The organism is Salinilacihabitans rarus (assembly GCF_024296665.1).
GTDB classification, from domain to species: domain Archaea; phylum Halobacteriota; class Halobacteria; order Halobacteriales; family Natrialbaceae; genus Salinilacihabitans; species Salinilacihabitans rarus.
The window spans coordinates 1532178-1546727 of the sequence record NZ_CP100762.1 but is presented as its reverse complement, the minus strand read 5'-3'; the positions used below and the strand labels follow the sequence as shown (position 1 = coordinate 1546727).

Sequence of the window (14550 nt, the reverse complement as noted above, 5' to 3'; positions counted from 1 at the left end):
CGCGGGGGTTCAGCGGTCCTCGGCGCCGCTCTCGGTCGGCCCGCTCTGGGCCTCCTCGTCGAGGTCCTGGACGGCGCGCTCGGGGTTCGCCTCGCTCGGGCCGCCGGCCTCCCCGGTGAGTTCGCCGTAGATGCGCTCGCGGGCCTCCGCCTCGGAGGCGAACTCCTCGTTCGTCAGGCGGTCGAAGACGTCGCCCAGCGACTCCGTCTCGTTCGGCAGGTCCATCTCGTCGATCGAGTACTGCGCCGACAGCTCCTCGCCCGTGACGGGGTACTCGATCTCGCCGAGGTGCCGGCCGACCGCCTCGAGGATCGACTCGGAGTGGTCCGCCCGGGCCGACTGGCGCTCCCGCGCGCCGCGCTGTACTCGCTCGGGGTCTGGTTCCTCGCTCATGCGCCGCGGTACGCCGACCCCGCACAAAAGCGGCCGGCCGGCTACCGCGTGTCCGGCGGGCCAGAGCGCTCTATAGCCCTCTATCGCACACATATACAGCATTTTTACGGCCCCGAATCGACGCCTCGACGGCGCGTCCGCGACAGTTCCGTGCCATCCACCGTTCCCCGCTGTCGAGAGGGCGACGCCTCGCCCCGCCGACGCGTCTTCCCCGGTCGACGGGGGCCGTCGGTCGGCGGGAACCTTCGACTTCGAACCCGCTCGCGTACGCTTTGCCTCTGCCGGTGGCCCTTAGGGGGATTCGTGTCGTACTCCCGCTACCCTGCGGTAGTGAGAGACCACCACCACCACCTGCCGGCGCTACCGCACGGGTGTACCATCCCTCCTGGCGCTGTCGCCGCGAGAGCCTACCGGATCGCTCGCGGGCCGTGCCGTGTGATGAGTTAGCGTGTCTCTCCGACCACTTAACCGTGTGCCCGTCGTAGTGGGGGTGTGAGCGAAGAAACCGGGCGCCGGAATCTCCGAATGCCCAACGACAACGAGCTGTTCGCCGTCGTCACCGAGCACCTCGGTGGCAACCACGTTCGACTGCACTGCCAGGACGGCAAGACCCGACTCGGCCGCATCCCCGGCCGCATGAAGTACCGCACCTGGATCAACGAGGACGACGTCGTCCTCGCCGAGCCGTGGGACTGGCAGGACGAGAAGGCCACCATCGAGTGGCGCTACACCGGTCAGGACGCGGACCAGCTCCGGCGCGAAGGCCACATCGACTGATACGCGACGGGCGAAACGGCGAGTTCTCCCGACGACCGAGACGACGAGCCGCGGCTCCAGAGGTGCGCTCAGTCGGCCTCGTAGACGAGGATCCGGTTTGCCCCCTCGATCCGGACGCGCGAGCCGTAGAGTTCGAACTCGACCGCGAAGTCGACGGCGTCGCGGTCGGCGACGAGCGAGTCGAGCGCGCCCGGATCGACGCGGTCGAAGAGGGTGTAGCCGTACGTCGGCAGGAGTTCCGTGGAGTCAAGCCCCCTCGCGGCGGCGACGGCTTCGAGGACGGCGACGCTGACCGGCGTCTCCGGATCGGGGTCGTACTCACAGAGGGGCGCGGGGTCGGGTCGCTCGGTCATCGGACGTTCGGTCGATAGTCGCCCGACGGACACTTCGTATGTCTTCAGGTACTCCGGACAGTCGGCCACGAGCGACTTACTTAGGTAACCAAACTATTCAGGAGAACGCTTTTTCTGTGACGAAAGAGTGTGTTACTCGTGGGACGGAGCGGTACGGACCGGACGACGACGAGTCCCAACGCCGCTTCGCCCCCGGGGGAGAGAACTCATGAGACGAAGAACGTTCGTGAAAGCTGCCGGTGTGACGACGCTCGGGCTGGCCGCGACCGGTACGGCCAGCGCGAGATACGACGACGACCAGCGGTATCGCCCGGGCGGCCCGCGACTCGGCAACGAGCGATCGATCAACCTGAACGCCTTCCACACCAACGAGGAACTCGCGACGGAACTCGCGAAGATCGAAGACCGGAGCGGGCGGATCGACCTGCGCGAGATCGGCCGCTCCGCCGGCCGTAACGACCCCATCTGGGAGGTCGAGGTCGGCGGCGGCGACACGAAGATCCACCTGATCACGCAGATCCACGGCGACGAACCGATCGGCACCGAAGTGGCCCTCGAAGTGATCAAGAAACTCGCACAGAGCAACTCGCGGCAGGTCGACCGCATCCTCGACAACCTCTCGTTTACCATCGTGCCGCGGGTCAACCCCGACGGCGCGATGTACCGCTACGACTTCGACGGCGACGGCGACGAGGAGTGGGTCGCCCGCCGACAGAACACCCAGCCGTGGGACGGCGAGTCCCGGTACCGCCCGTACTACCACTACGACGGCGGCTACGACATGAACCGGGACTTCAACGTCCGGCCGTCCGCGGAGTTCGACCCGCGGACCGACGACGAGGAGGCGTGGTGGACCGACGACTACCTCGACATGCCCTACGAGGGCCACACGCTCTACTCGAGCGGCCTCCGGCTGACGCCGGAGGTACGGGCCGTCACGGAGTCGTTCGTCGAGGCCGACCCCGACTACGCGATCACCCACCACCACAAGGGCGGCAACCTCTACCCGGGCTCCGGCGACGGCAACCAGCCGCCGAAACAGACTCTGCTGAGCGTGATGGCCCAGTACGGCGAGGCGTACCTCGACCGCTCGCCGTTCTTCCCGGCCGGTCACGAACCCGTCTCGGAGGCGGTCAACCCGTTCATCGACGCCGAGACCAGCGACCGCTCGATCAAGCTGAACTCGCTGGTGATCGACGCGCTCGGGGAGCGCGGGAACAGCGTCTTCGACAGCGTCACCCGCTACGGCTACTACCCCCTGTGGGGGTCGTACCTCGACGGGCTGTGTCCGAACGTCGCAAACGGCGGCGACCCCGTCGCGGGGATGCTCTACGAGGTGGCCTACCAGACCGACCACCTCGGCCAGAAGGCGTTCGGCCGGATGCTGGAACTGACCCGCGTCAGCTTCCTCGAATCGTTCGACGCGCTCGCCGAGGACCCCGATCTCGGCGAGTACGACGTCGAGACCTACTTCGACACGCCGCTGTACGGCGCGTCGACCGCACCGTACCGCTGACGACCGCTGCGACCATCGACCCATGTTTTCGAGCCGTCGAACGTTCGTGGCGCCGAGTACGGGTACGCGTGCCTGGCCGGTACGTCGATGGCCGCGCCGCAGGTCGCGGGGGCCGCCGCGCTCGTCGCGAGCGCGAACCCCGGCTACAACGCGAATCAGGTGGCCAACGCGCTCACGCGCGTTGCCGAGGTACCCGACGAGTACCCGGACGAGTACTACGGGAAAGGCGGCTACCTCGACACGCTGGCCGCGGTGAGCGACTAGCGCGCCCGGGAGCGGCGGAGCGACCGACGGGTTTCTTTCGCCGCGAATCGCGACCACCGGCACCGAACACGTTATTCGGGCGGGGCCCCGAGCGTACGCATGAGTGAGATTTTCACGCAGCCACTGCAGGTCGCCGACGCGACCCTCGCGGTCGGGGCGCTCGTGCTCGTCGTCGCCGTCGTCGTCCTCTGGCAGTCGGTGACGTTCGTCGACGCCTACGACCGGGGCGCGCTCACCGTCTTCGGCGAGTACCGCACGCTCCTCCAGCCCGGGCTGAACGTCGTGCCGCCGTTCGTCTCCCGGGTCCACCGGTTCGACGTCCGGACGCAGACGCTCGACGTCCCGAGCCAGGAGGCGATCACGCGCGACAACTCGCCGGTCACGGCCGACGCCGTCGTCTACATCCGGATCATGGACGCCAAACGGGCGTTCCTCGAAGTCGACGACTACCGGCGCGCGGTCTCGAACCTCGCGCAGACGACGCTGCGGGCGGTGCTCGGCGACATGGAACTCGACGACACGCTCAGCAGGCGCGACCGGATCAACGTGCGCATCCGCGAGGAACTCGACGAACCCACCGACGAGTGGGGGATTCGCATCGAGGCCGTCGAGGTCCGCGAGGTCACGCCCTCGCGGGACGTCAAGGGGGCGATGGAGCAACAGACCTCCGCCGAACGCCGGCGCCGCGCGATGATCCTCGAAGCGCAGGGCGAACGCCGCAGCGCCGTCGAGAAGGCCCAGGGTGACAAGCAGTCGAACATCATCCGCGCGCAAGGCGAGAAGCAGAGCCAGATCCTCGAAGCGCAGGGTGACGCCATCTCGACGGTCCTCCGGGCGCGGTCGGCCGAGTCGATGGGCGAGCGCGCGGTCATCGACAGGGGACTGGACGCGCTCGCGGAGATCGGCCGGAGCGAGTCGACGACGTTCGTCCTCCCGCAGGAACTGTCGTCGCTGGTCGGCCGCTACGGCAAGCACCTCACCGGCAGCGACGTCAAGGAGGACGGTGCGCGTCTGGAGAGCCGGTCGTTCGACGCCGAGACCCGCGAACTGATCGGCCTCGACGACATCGCCGAGATCGTCGGCGAGATCGACGAAGAGGTCGCGGTGGACCTCGAAGCGGTGGAGCGGCAGGCGCGGGCGGTCGAGAAGGGCGCGGACGTCGTCGTGGACTGACGACGGGAGATACCTGTTTCGTCGACCTGTCGGCTCCCCAGACCGTATTCACGATGCTTCGTACGCGGGTCCGTCGCGTCGGACGTGAGAAGATACGGACCGCCGGGGGAGTCCCCCGGCGACGTGCTCTCGCTCCCCCAGCAGGACGCTTCTGGACCGCGGCCCACGCGATCCAGTTCACCGGCCTCGTCTGTCTCGCCTACGCGCTCCGGCGGGCCGTGACGACCGGCGGGACGAGTCGCTCCCCGGTCAGAGGTCGTACTCGTCGAAGATCCGATCGTAGTCGACCGCGTCCGCGTCGACGATCCGAAAGCCGTCCCGTTCCCGACAGCGCTCGCAGTCCCACCGGTGGCTCCCGAACAGGCGGATCAGGGGGACCACGTCGTGGATCACCCGCTCGCGGCCGCGGCGACTCCCCCGATCCGCCTCGTGCGGGATGCCACAGTACGAGACGTCGGCCGTTCGCATGGCGTGAAAGCGGTCCCCGTCCGGCGTAATTCCGACCCGCTGTTCCGGATCAATCACTTTCCCCGGCGGTAATTTCAACGGCATACGACAGATCATATATCGTTCGAGACGAAGTAGTTTCCGAATGCGATACGACAGTACGTAAGTACGCGTCGGGAGGGCGTGGCCGTCGCTCGGAAGACCGGCCGCCCGAAACGTCGTCTCGTGTCGGCGGGACACGCCAGCCGGCGACGTGGTAACGAACGCTTATCACTACCGGTTGTGAACGTCGGGCCGTGCCAGAATCGTCCGATCCCCGCTGGCGGTACGGCGTCGCCCTCTTTCCTCTCCCGCCGCTTTTGCAACTCGTCGCCAGCGCCGGCCTGACGACGTTCGCCTCGGTCGATTTCACCTCGACCACGGGATCGGAGGGGGGCGTCCTCGTCGGCATCGTCGCCTTCGCGCTGATCGTACTCGGTTCGTGGTCCGCGGTCGTTCTGTCGGCGGCCGTCGCCGCGTCGCTGTACCTCGACGCCCGGGCGATCGCCCGACACGAGCGGGACGCGCCGAGTCGGTTTCTGGCGGGCGGCGTCGGGGTCGTTTACGTCGCCGCCGGGGCGGACCTTCCGTTCCTCTACGCGGTGTCGGTTCCCGCCATCGCGTACTACCTCTACCGCCGCCGTCGGTACGTTCCCCTGTGAACTGCTCGTCGCGGACGGAGCCGTCGTTGTCGGGCGCGGCCGGCCGCCGTCACCCTGCAGGAGCTATTACCGGGGCCGACGTAGCCGCCCACATGGAGCCGTTCGACCGGTGGGCCGACCAGGAGTACACGGCGGCGGTTCGGCTCTTCGCGCTGGTTCCCCAGACGCTCTTCTTCGCGCTCGCCGTCCCCGTGGCTCTCGTTACCGGCGGGCGACGCGCCGACGAGGCGCTCGGACTCCCCCGATTCGACCGCGGGCCGGTCGGAGCCCTCGGCTCGCCGGTCGCCGCCCTCGGGTTGACGTTCGCGACGTGGTCCATCGCGGTCCAGTTCGTCCGCGGCGAGGGGACGCCGGTCCCCAGGATACCGACACAGGAGCTAGTCGCTGACGGGCCGTACCGCTACTCGCGGAACCCGATGTCGTTCGGGACGACCCTCTACTACCTGGGCGTGAGCCTCCGGGCCGGTTCGCCCTCGGCGGTGTGTCTGACCGGCCTCTTCACGGCTTCTCAGGTAGCGTATATCAAGCGCGTCGAGGAACGGGAGCTCGAAGACCGCTTCGGCGGGGCCTATCGGGAGTACCGGGAGCGGACGCCGTTCTACGTCCCACGGCCCGGACGTGAGCGATAGCGGCCCCTATTCGGATGCCACGTGGGGACAGCGGCCCGGGGCGGTCGCTCGGCTGCGTGGGCGTGTGACTTCCGCGTTCGAACCGGCTCGGCAGGACCTGCTTTCCGCTCACGGGGTTGGTCGCGGAGTCCGCCCTCCCCGATTTGAACGGGGGGCAAGCCGATCTACAGTCGGCTGCTCTACCAGTCTGAGCTAAGGGCGGTCACTCCTACGTAGCAGACGAGGGAGACATAAGGGTTATTATTCCGTTCGACGGTTCGCGTGTGACGACTGTCGGACGCGGGAGAATGATTGATATGGTTGGGTGTGAAAGACACGGTATCCGTCATGGGAAAGATCACGTTTCGCGCGGACGACGACCTCGTGGACGAACTCGAGGCCTTCGACGCCTCGAAGAGCGAGGTCATGCGCGAGGCGCTGCGCGCGTACCTCGACGTGTCCGACGGCGCCAGCGCGCGCCGCCGAGGCGCGCGTGAGACGGCCGCCGAGTCCGGGGCCGCCGAGTCGTCGACCGACGCGCTCGTGGAGAGCATCGACGAGTTGCTCCGCGAGCGCGTCGACGCGCTGCTGGAGTCGCGACTCGCCGAGCGCCGCGGGGACCGGGGGGAGGTCAACGTGACCGTCGCCCTCGACGGCGTCGACGACCGCCAGCGTAAGACACGCGCCGACCGCGCCGAGCGGACGGCGGGCCGTTCCGCCCCGGAATCGACCGCGAGAGCGCCGAACGAGGGAGGACGACAGTGTAAACAGTGCGGCGAACGCGTCGACGACGACCACGTATACTGCCCGAACTGCGGCGAGAAGGCCTCGCGGCGGCTCTTCTGCGAGTGCGGCGACGAGATCCGCTCTGACTGGTCGTTCTGCCCAGGCTGTGGCCGCAGGACGCCCGCAGCGGACGTTCTCGACTCGAACCGGCCGGAACCGTCGTAAGACAGAGAACGTCGTTCTCGCCGGAAGTTTTATTACTCGTGACAAAGTTGGCTACAGTCGCGTAAGACGGTTGTCTTACACGGCCGGGTTACACCGGAAAACTGCCCGACATCGGGCGATAACGAGTGTAAGACACCGCGTGTCTGACAGGGGCGCGCGCCGTCTTACCCCACGGGGAATACAACCATGGAGCGTGTGACACTGCGGATTCCGAAACAGCAGATCGAGGAGGTCGAACAGCTGGTCGAGACGGGCGAGTTCCCGAACCGGAGCGAGGCGATCCGGTCGGCCGTCCGCGAGATGATCAACGAACAGCAGGACGGCCGCCGCGAGAGCGCCAGCACCGGCAAGCGCAGCTGGGCGAAGGTGTAACCATGCAGGACATCGTTCAGGACGCCCTCGACAACGCCGAGGAGGAGTCCCGCGAGATGGACGCGTCGTTCGACGACGACGAGTTCGGCGACCCGCGGATCGTCATCATCGGCTGTGGCGGCGCGGGCAACAACACCATCAACCGGCTGTACAACATCGGCGTCGAAGGCGCCGACACGGTCGCGATCAACACGGACAAACAGCACCTCAAGATGATCGAGGCCGACACGAAGATCCTCGTCGGCAAGTCGCTCACGAACGGACTGGGTGCGGGCGGTGATCCGTCGATGGGCGAACGCGCGACCGAGATGGCCCAGAGCACGATCAAGGAAGTCCTCGGGGATGCGGACCTCGTGTTCGTGACCGCGGGGATGGGCGGTGGCACCGGCACCGGTGCCGCCCCCATCGCCGCGAAGATCGCCAAAGAGCAGGGTGCCATCGTCGTCGGCATGGTCTCGACGCCGTTCAACGTCGAGCGCGCGCGGACGGTGAAAGCCGAGGAGGGTCTGGAGAAGCTTCGCGAACAGGCCGACTCGATCATCGTCCTCGACAACAACCGCCTGCTCGACTACGTCCCGAACCTCCCGATCGGCAAGGCGTTCTCGGTGATGGACCAGATCATCGCCGAGACCGTCAAGGGCATCTCCGAGACGATCACCCAGCCCTCGCTGATCAATCTGGACTACGCCGACATGTCCACGATCATGAATCAGGGTGGCGTCGCGGTGATGCTCGTCGGCGAAACCCAGGACAAGAACAAGACCGAGGAGGTGGTACACGACGCGATGAACCACCCGCTGCTCGACGTCGACTACCGCGGTGCGTCGGGCGGCCTCGTCCACATCACGGGCGGCCCCGACCTCACGCTGAAGGAGGCCGAGGGCATCGCGGACAACATCACCGAACGCCTCGACGCCTCGGCGAACGTCATCTGGGGCGCACGCATCCAGGAGAACTACAAGGGGAAGGTCCGCGTCATGGCGATCATGACCGGCGTCCAGAGCGCGCAGGTGCTCGGCCCGACGACCCAGAAGCAGGCCGACAGGTCCCGCGCCAGCATCGAGGGCGTCTCGGAGGGCGAATTCGACGCCAGCCAGAACGTCGAGAGCGTCGGCGCCCAGAGCGACGGCGGCCGCAACCGCCTCGAGAAGAACAACGGCGTGGACGTCATCCGGTAAGCGCTCGGCGTCGCGGCGATTCGCGACGAAGCGACCGGCACCCGTCTCCCCCAACCCGACCCGCTCGGTCGCCTCGTCGGTCCCGTTCTCTTCGCGTCGTACGCCGCACCGACCGTCACGAGGTGGGGCCTGAAACGCCGTAAACGGACGACAGCGGAGTACGCCCTAGGCCAGCGCCTCCAGCAGCGAGCACTTTCGGCAGCGCTCGCGCGTCGTCGTCGATCCACACTCGACGCACTCCCGGAGGTCGGCGCCGTCGCCGTCGTCGCGGTAGCGCTCGGCGACGATGCTCGCGAGTTCCTCGTACCCCGAGAGGATCGAGTGGCGCGTGCCGGGGTGGTTCTCCTCGAGGCCGTACAGCAACTGCTGGATCTCGCCGCGGTAGGCCTCGCTGGAGTGGGGACACTCGGCGATGTGCGCCGGCAACTCCCGCAGGTGGGCGTAGAGGGCGACCTCCTTCTCGGGGACGTCCCGGAGGGGTTTCGCCCGCGGGACGAACTCGGCTTGCTCCTCGCGCTCGGAGAGCGGCCCGAGGCTGGCGTCGAAGTGCTTGGCGATCTGTGAGACGTCGCCCTCGAGGACGTTCATCAGGGCAGTCTGGGCCTCGTCGTCCAGATTGTGGCCCGTCAGCAGGAGGTCGGCGTCGAGTTCCTCGGCGTACCGCGAGAGGACGTCCCGGCGGAAGACCCCGCAGTAGGCGCAGGCGGCCATGTTCTCGGGGTCGTCCTCGACGACCTCGTCCATCCGGACGCCGAACTCCTCCTCGTAGCTGACGACCTCGTGGCGGATCCCGAGGTCCGCGGTGAGGTCGACGCAGGCGTCGAGGCTCTCGTCGCGGTAGCCCGCGATCCCCTCGTGGATCGTCAGGCCGACGAGTTCGATGCGGGGGTCCTCGGCGAACGTCTCGTGGAGGATCTTCGTGAGGACGACGCTGTCCTTGCCGCCCGAGAGGCCGATCACCCACGTCCGGGGGTTCTCGGGGCTCGCCTCCCGGGGGACGAGGTCGTCCCGGCGGACCCGGCGCCGGACCCGCTTCTCGACGGACTCACGGAAGTGAGTCTCACAGAGGTGCGCCCCCGAGTAGGCGGCGTGCATCACCGCCTCCGCGTCACACCGGTTGCACTCCATCGATTCGGGGTAACGCCCTCGCGGGGAAACCGGTTTCGCTCCGGCCGGCGGCCGTCAGACGGTGACCGTCGGCCGGTCCTCGACGGCGGCGGCGCCCTCTTCGAGGGCCGCGAGCAGGGGGTCGACGTACTCCTCGCGGACCGCCGAGGAGAACAGTTCGTGGCCGCCGTCGTACAGCACGACGTGCTCGGGCGGGACGCGCTCGCCGATCGGTCGCAGGCTGACCACGGGGTCGCGCAGCGAGCAGAAGACGACCGCGTCGTGGTCGATGGCGAGCAGTTCCTGCTGGGCGTGGCGCGTCTCGCGGACGAACGCCGGCGAGACCCACTTCGGCCCCGTCGCCAGCTGGTGGTCGGTCGCCAGTTCGCCGAGGTCCGCCCGGTCCATCCCGCCGGTCGGGACGAACGGGAACGCCGTCGGAATTTCCGCGACGAGGTCGAGGAGGGGCCGCGGCAGGCGCTCGCTGTAGCCCCACCACGGGCTGAGGTAGACGTGGTTCTCGGCGCCGTCTAGCGCCGGCGCGATCAGCGCGCCGGCGCTGTGGGCGAGCAACTGGTAGCCATCGAGGTCGACGACGTACTCGGCGATCGGCTCCAGCCAGTCGGCTTTGAAGTCGTCGACGTTCGTCGGGATCTCGAACGCGTGGACGCGGTAGCCGGCGTCGGTGAGCTGACCGATCAGCCAGCCGATATTCTCGTGGGTCCAGCGGTTGCCCCAGCCCATCACGAAGACGAGTTCCGCGTCGCCGTCGGGGTTGAATACCCGGTGTCTCATGCGCGTACGTTCACCGCGAGACGACAAAAACGTGCCCGCCGGGCGTGCCCCTACTCGAGCGAGAGGACGGACGCAAGCAGGACGGCGTTGATGAGCACGCCGACTACGCCCTTCTCCACCAGCAGGTCGAACCTGCCGTCCCACATCGCGACGAGGACGACAGTCGAGAGGAGCGCGGCCCCGGCGACGGCCGGCCCCCACCAGCCCTGCCGGAGGACGTAGCCGAGACCGCCGAGGACGAACCCCAGCGTGACGACGACGTAGAGGACGCTGGCCAGCGACAGGATCGTCCCCTCCGGGAGAAGCGACGAGAGGAGCCAGGAGTGGCCGTTCCAGCCCATCCCCTCCTCGACTTCGATCCACCCCTGACTCAGCACCACGTACCAGACGTGGACGACGCCGTGGAGGACGAGGAAGACCCCGAAGAGGAGCCTAAGCACGGCGACCCGCCCCCTCGCCGTCGTCGGTCAGGAACTCCCGGACGGACGGACGCGTCGCGAGCGCGACCAGCGCCGCGCCGAGGCCGCCGTAGGCCAGGTGCAGCGGCTGGAACAGCCGGAGGAGCGTCACCTCGACGGCGATCCAGCACACCTGTGCGAGACCGAGGCCGACGGCGGCGGGCCACGCCCACGGCCGCCGGCGGGCGATTCCGAACAGGACCGCGGCCGACCCGACGCCGAAGACGGTAAACAGGGTGAGTCCGGGCACGAAGTAATCGCGAAACGGCGTCCGGTCGAGCCACTCAAGGGGCATCCCGAGCGGGTCGCTCGCGCGGCGGAGCATCAACGCGAGACCGCCGTAGAGCGCGCTCAGTCCGAGTGCGACCGCGCCGAGGACGTACGCCCGGAGCGCGAGCGGCGGCGACCGCGCGGCCGCCGGACGGCTCTCGTGGGTAGTGATCATGATACCGATACGCGAGACGACGACATAACCGTTCGCCGTTATTCCCGGAAATCGGGACCGAGAGCCATCGAGGTGCGCGTTTACGTGTGGTACGGGAGGAAGTTCCAGTACCAGAGGAGGGCCGCGAAGACGACCCCGGCGACCGCGACCAGCGCGTAGTGGGCTCGCAGTCGGCGGCTCCACGCCCGGTCGCGGACGGCGCGGCCGGCGACGACCAGCGCGAGGACGGTCGCGACGGCCCCGACCGCCGCCAGCAGCGAGAGGAGTCGCAACCCGAACCGGTCCCCGTACAGGAAGCCGAACGGATCGAGCACGAGGGCGGCGGCGAAGCCGACGGCGAACAGGAGGAAACACGTCGCGGCCGTCCCGCCCACCAGCAGCGGCAGTCGAGGGAGGGCGTCGGGCCGGGGGCGCGTCGCGCCGCGGTACCGCCGCCACGCCACCTCGGCCGGCCAGCCGACGAGGGCGGTCGCGAAGACCAGCAGCGAGAGCGCGAGGAGCACCGCGTGGACCCGGGGCTGCTCCAACACCGAGAGCCGTTCGTACGCCGAGGCCGGACGGCTCCCGAGGAACAGGTGGGTGATCTCCCCGCCGCCGTCGCGAAACGCGAGGCGGTCGGTTCCGCCGACCTCCGCGAAGAGGAGCGGTTCCGCCTCGACCCACCGCCGCGTCTCGCCGCCGCTCGTCGTCACCAGCCGTCCGCGGTCGTCGACCGAGACCGACACCGTCTCCGCGACGCCGACGAACTTCTCGGCGGTGGTGTACGGGACCCGGAGCGCCCGGTAGGTCCCCTCGACGTCGGCCGCGCGCGTCGGCCTCCCGTCGGGAGCCGAGACGGGCGGCTCCCCCGCGGCGAAGTACCGGTCGACGAACGCGTCGAGGAACTCCTCGCGGGCGGCCACGCCGCCCGGAGCGTTGTACGAGACGAAGACGCCGGCGTCGCGGTCGGGCAGGAGACAGAGGAGGCTGTGAAACAGCGGCGTGTCCCCCTCGTGACCGATCACGCGGACGCCGCGGCGGCTCAACTCGTAGAAGCCGAAGGCCATCCCGTTGAGCCGCTCGTCGTTCGCGAACCGCCGGCGGTGCATCTCGGTGATCGTCCCCGGGTCGAGGATCCGGTTCCCGTCGACCGCGCCGCCCCGGAGGTGCGCCCGGAGGAACGACGCCACGTCGGTCGCGGTGGCGCTCATCGCGCCCGTCGGCGGCAGGCCGACGTACTCGAACTCCCCCGCCCGGAACTCGCCGTCTTCGACCGCGTAGCCGGTCGCGAGGTCGTCCCGGAGCGCCGCCGGAACCGGCTGGGCGAACGTGCTCCGGTCCATCGCGAGCGGATCGAATATCTCGTCGGCCACGAGCCGCTCGAACGACGTCCCACCCGCCGTCGCCGCAACGTGGGCCGCGAGCGCGGCGCCGAAGTTCGAGTACGCGGTGAACTGCCCCGGCGGGCGGACGCGTTCGGGCCGCTCCGCGGCCAGGGTTTGCGCCAGCGGCCGCACGGCGTCGGCGTCGGTGACGTAGGTGCCCCGAACTCGGTCCTCGAAGCCGGCCGCGTGCGTCGCGAGGTGCTCCAGCGTGATCGGGTCGTCGTACGTCTCGGGAATCGCGAGCCCGTCGAGGTACCGGTTTACGTCCGCGTCGAGGTCGAGCGCCCCGCGTTCGACGCCCTGCATCACGGCTGTCCACGCGAACAGCTTCGAGACGGAGCCGACGCGAAAGAGCGTCCTGTCCGCGCTGACGGGCGCTCCCGCCTCGACGTCGGCGACGCCGTACCCCTTCGTGAACGTCGACTCGCCGTCGACGACGGCCACCGTCGCCCCCGGAATCCCGTGTGCATCCAGTTGCGCCCGGACGAGGTCGTCGAGGAACGCCTCGAACGCGGCCGGGTCGGCGAGCGGCCGCTCGGCGTCGTCGGTCCGGGCGAGCGGGTCGCTCGTACCGCCGACGACCGCGGGAGCCGAGGCGACGGCGGCGCCGACCGCGAGGCCGGCGAGGACCTCCCGGCGCGAGAGCGGCGTCATCGGCCCGGCTCACCTCTCCGGGGGGCGGATCGCGTCGGAGCCGCGGGCGCCGCCACCCGCCGGTCGCCGTCGTACCCGAGCCGTCCCCCGGTGAGGGCCACGAGGGCGAGCGCGCCGACGAGGAGGACGGTCACCTGCACCGTCAGGAGCGTCGCGTACGTCGGGCCGAAGACGATCTCGTCGGCGAACGGGATCAGGTGGACCGTGCCGGCGTTGAACCCGCCGTGGAGCAGCATCATCACGAGGACGCTCCCGGTCCGGTTGTAGATCCAGGTGTAGTAGAACGAGTAGAGGACGATCCCCAGCGCCGTCAGCGACACGAGTCCGAAGAGGACGACCGGGTCGGTGATCCCGTGGGCGGACCGGGGATCGACGAAGAACACCGGGAGGTGCCAGAACGCCCAGACGGTCCCCAGCAGGAGCGTCGCGCCGAGGGGGCCGTGTCGCTCCTGCAGGCCGGGCAGGGCGAAGCCGCGCCACCCGGGTTCCTCGCCGAGACCGGCGAGCAGCGAGAGGCCGACGAGGGTAGGGAGGAACGTCGTCAGGGGGTCGGGCAGCCGCGAGAGGTCGGGTTCGTAGCCCAGCAGCGCGAAGCCGACGCCCGTCGCGCCGAAGACGGCGACCGGGATCGCGAGCGTCGCGGCCCACCACCGCAGCGGGACGCGCCAGCGGACGACGCGGCCGGCCCACTCCCGGACGGAGCCGCCGGTGTACCGCAGAACGATCAGCGCGGCGAGCGCGGGGCCGAACTGGGCGACAAGCAGGTTCATCCCCCCGAGACCCCCGTCGACTCCCAGCACGGACGGGAGGAACCCGAGCCACGAGATGGCGTAGGCCAGGACGAAGAACGCGACGATCGGACGGCGGACGGCCCGTTCACGGACGGCGAGTCGGCTCACGCCCTCTCCGGGGCGACGGCCGGACATAGCCTCGTCGGTGATTCCCGCCACGCGGAGTGACGGTCAGCCCCGGAGCGGCCGCCGCGGATCCCCTC

General features: G+C 69.2%; 18 protein-coding genes and 1 tRNA gene. 9 read left to right on the top strand and 10 right to left on the bottom strand.

Translation table 11 applies throughout. From position 1 onward, the window contains the following. Window positions 1–9 precede the first annotated feature (9 nt). Window positions 10–393: a DUF5789 family protein gene (locus NKG98_RS08075; protein WP_254769145.1), complete on the bottom strand. Its 384-nt coding sequence runs from the start codon at window positions 391–393 to the stop codon at window positions 10–12. 492 nt (window positions 394–885) lie between these two features. Between NKG98_RS08075 and NKG98_RS08070 the strand changes: the two genes are divergently transcribed. After that, on the top strand, window positions 886–1170 hold the full coding sequence (locus NKG98_RS08070) for a translation initiation factor eIF-1A (protein WP_256558480.1): 285 nt from the start codon (window positions 886–888) through the stop codon (window positions 1168–1170). A gap of 68 nt (window positions 1171–1238) precedes the next feature. On the opposite strand, the gene NKG98_RS08065 is transcribed toward NKG98_RS08070, so the two are convergent. Next, a complete protein-coding gene (locus NKG98_RS08065) occupies window positions 1239–1523 on the bottom strand; it encodes a HalOD1 output domain-containing protein (protein ID WP_254769144.1) in 285 nt (94 codons plus the stop codon). 208 nt (window positions 1524–1731) lie between these two features. Between NKG98_RS08065 and NKG98_RS08060 the strand changes: the two genes are divergently transcribed. From NKG98_RS08060 to NKG98_RS08050, 3 genes are all read left to right on the top strand, one after another. Continuing rightward, a complete protein-coding gene (locus NKG98_RS08060) occupies window positions 1732–3039 on the top strand; it encodes a M14 family zinc carboxypeptidase (RefSeq protein ID WP_254769143.1) in 1308 nt (435 codons plus the stop codon). A 6-nt stretch (window positions 3040–3045) separates the two neighbouring features. Further along, the gene (locus NKG98_RS08055; RefSeq protein ID WP_343230444.1) at window positions 3046–3303 is read left to right on the top strand and encodes a S8 family serine peptidase; all 258 of its coding nucleotides are present in this window, start codon (window positions 3046–3048) and stop codon (window positions 3301–3303) included. A gap of 99 nt (window positions 3304–3402) precedes the next feature. Beyond that, window positions 3403–4476 carry an SPFH domain-containing protein gene (locus NKG98_RS08050; protein ID WP_254769142.1) on the top strand — a complete coding sequence of 358 codons (1074 nt, stop codon included), beginning with the start codon at window positions 3403–3405 and terminating at the stop codon, window positions 4474–4476. A 249-nt stretch (window positions 4477–4725) separates the two neighbouring features. Here NKG98_RS08050 and NKG98_RS08045 read toward each other — a convergent pair whose 3' ends face one another. Beyond that, window positions 4726–4944 carry a hypothetical protein gene (locus NKG98_RS08045; RefSeq protein ID WP_254769141.1) on the bottom strand — a complete coding sequence of 73 codons (219 nt, stop codon included), beginning with the start codon at window positions 4942–4944 and terminating at the stop codon, window positions 4726–4728. A gap of 275 nt (window positions 4945–5219) precedes the next feature. Here NKG98_RS08045 and NKG98_RS08040 point away from each other — a divergent pair, with 275 nt between their 5' ends. Continuing rightward, entirely contained in the window at window positions 5220–5624 is a 405-nt protein-coding gene (locus NKG98_RS08040; RefSeq protein ID WP_254769140.1) for a hypothetical protein, read from the top strand. 92 nt (window positions 5625–5716) lie between these two features. Continuing rightward, the gene (locus NKG98_RS08035; RefSeq protein ID WP_254769139.1) at window positions 5717–6253 is read left to right on the top strand and encodes a methyltransferase family protein; all 537 of its coding nucleotides are present in this window, start codon (window positions 5717–5719) and stop codon (window positions 6251–6253) included. Between the two features lie 128 nt (window positions 6254–6381). On the opposite strand, the gene NKG98_RS08030 is transcribed toward NKG98_RS08035, so the two are convergent. Then, a tRNA-Tyr gene (locus tag NKG98_RS08030) sits at window positions 6382–6455 on the bottom strand. A 125-nt stretch (window positions 6456–6580) separates the two neighbouring features. On the opposite strand from NKG98_RS08030, the gene NKG98_RS08025 reads away from it, so the two are divergent. From NKG98_RS08025 to ftsZ, 3 genes are all read left to right on the top strand, one after another. Next, window positions 6581–7183 (top strand): double zinc ribbon domain-containing protein, encoded by a 603-nt coding sequence (locus NKG98_RS08025; protein WP_254769138.1) that lies wholly within the window; start codon window positions 6581–6583, stop codon window positions 7181–7183. Between the two features lie 186 nt (window positions 7184–7369). Then, complete coding sequence (locus NKG98_RS08020) at window positions 7370–7555, top strand: ribbon-helix-helix domain-containing protein (RefSeq protein ID WP_254769137.1); 186 nt, start codon at window positions 7370–7372, stop codon at window positions 7553–7555. A gap of 2 nt (window positions 7556–7557) precedes the next feature. Beyond that, window positions 7558–8733: a cell division protein FtsZ gene (gene ftsZ / locus NKG98_RS08015; protein ID WP_254769136.1), complete on the top strand. Its 1176-nt coding sequence runs from the start codon at window positions 7558–7560 to the stop codon at window positions 8731–8733. A 165-nt stretch (window positions 8734–8898) separates the two neighbouring features. On the opposite strand, the gene ncsA is transcribed toward ftsZ, so the two are convergent. The 6 genes from ncsA to NKG98_RS07985 all read right to left on the bottom strand — a co-directional run bounded on the left by ncsA (window position 8899) and on the right by NKG98_RS07985 (window position 14455). Then, window positions 8899–9861 carry a tRNA 2-thiolation protein NcsA gene (ncsA, locus tag NKG98_RS08010; RefSeq protein WP_254769135.1) on the bottom strand — a complete coding sequence of 321 codons (963 nt, stop codon included), beginning with the start codon at window positions 9859–9861 and terminating at the stop codon, window positions 8899–8901. 54 nt (window positions 9862–9915) lie between these two features. Beyond that, complete coding sequence (locus NKG98_RS08005) at window positions 9916–10635, bottom strand: alpha/beta fold hydrolase domain-containing protein (protein WP_254769134.1); 720 nt, start codon at window positions 10633–10635, stop codon at window positions 9916–9918. A gap of 50 nt (window positions 10636–10685) precedes the next feature. Further along, window positions 10686–11075 (bottom strand): hypothetical protein, encoded by a 390-nt coding sequence (locus NKG98_RS08000; RefSeq protein ID WP_254769133.1) that lies wholly within the window; start codon window positions 11073–11075, stop codon window positions 10686–10688. Further along, on the bottom strand, window positions 11068–11538 hold the full coding sequence (locus tag NKG98_RS07995) for a hypothetical protein (RefSeq protein WP_254769132.1): 471 nt from the start codon (window positions 11536–11538) through the stop codon (window positions 11068–11070). Before NKG98_RS07995 ends, NKG98_RS08000 begins: the two co-directional genes overlap by 8 nt. 80 nt (window positions 11539–11618) lie before the next feature. Beyond that, window positions 11619–13556, bottom strand: coding sequence for a serine hydrolase domain-containing protein (locus NKG98_RS07990; protein ID WP_254769131.1), 1938 nt, complete (start codon window positions 13554–13556; stop codon window positions 11619–11621). Continuing rightward, complete coding sequence (locus NKG98_RS07985; protein ID WP_254769130.1) at window positions 13553–14455, bottom strand: CPBP family intramembrane glutamic endopeptidase; 903 nt, start codon at window positions 14453–14455, stop codon at window positions 13553–13555. The genes NKG98_RS07990 and NKG98_RS07985 overlap by 4 nt, the downstream gene beginning before the upstream one ends. Window positions 14456–14550 lie beyond the last annotated feature (95 nt).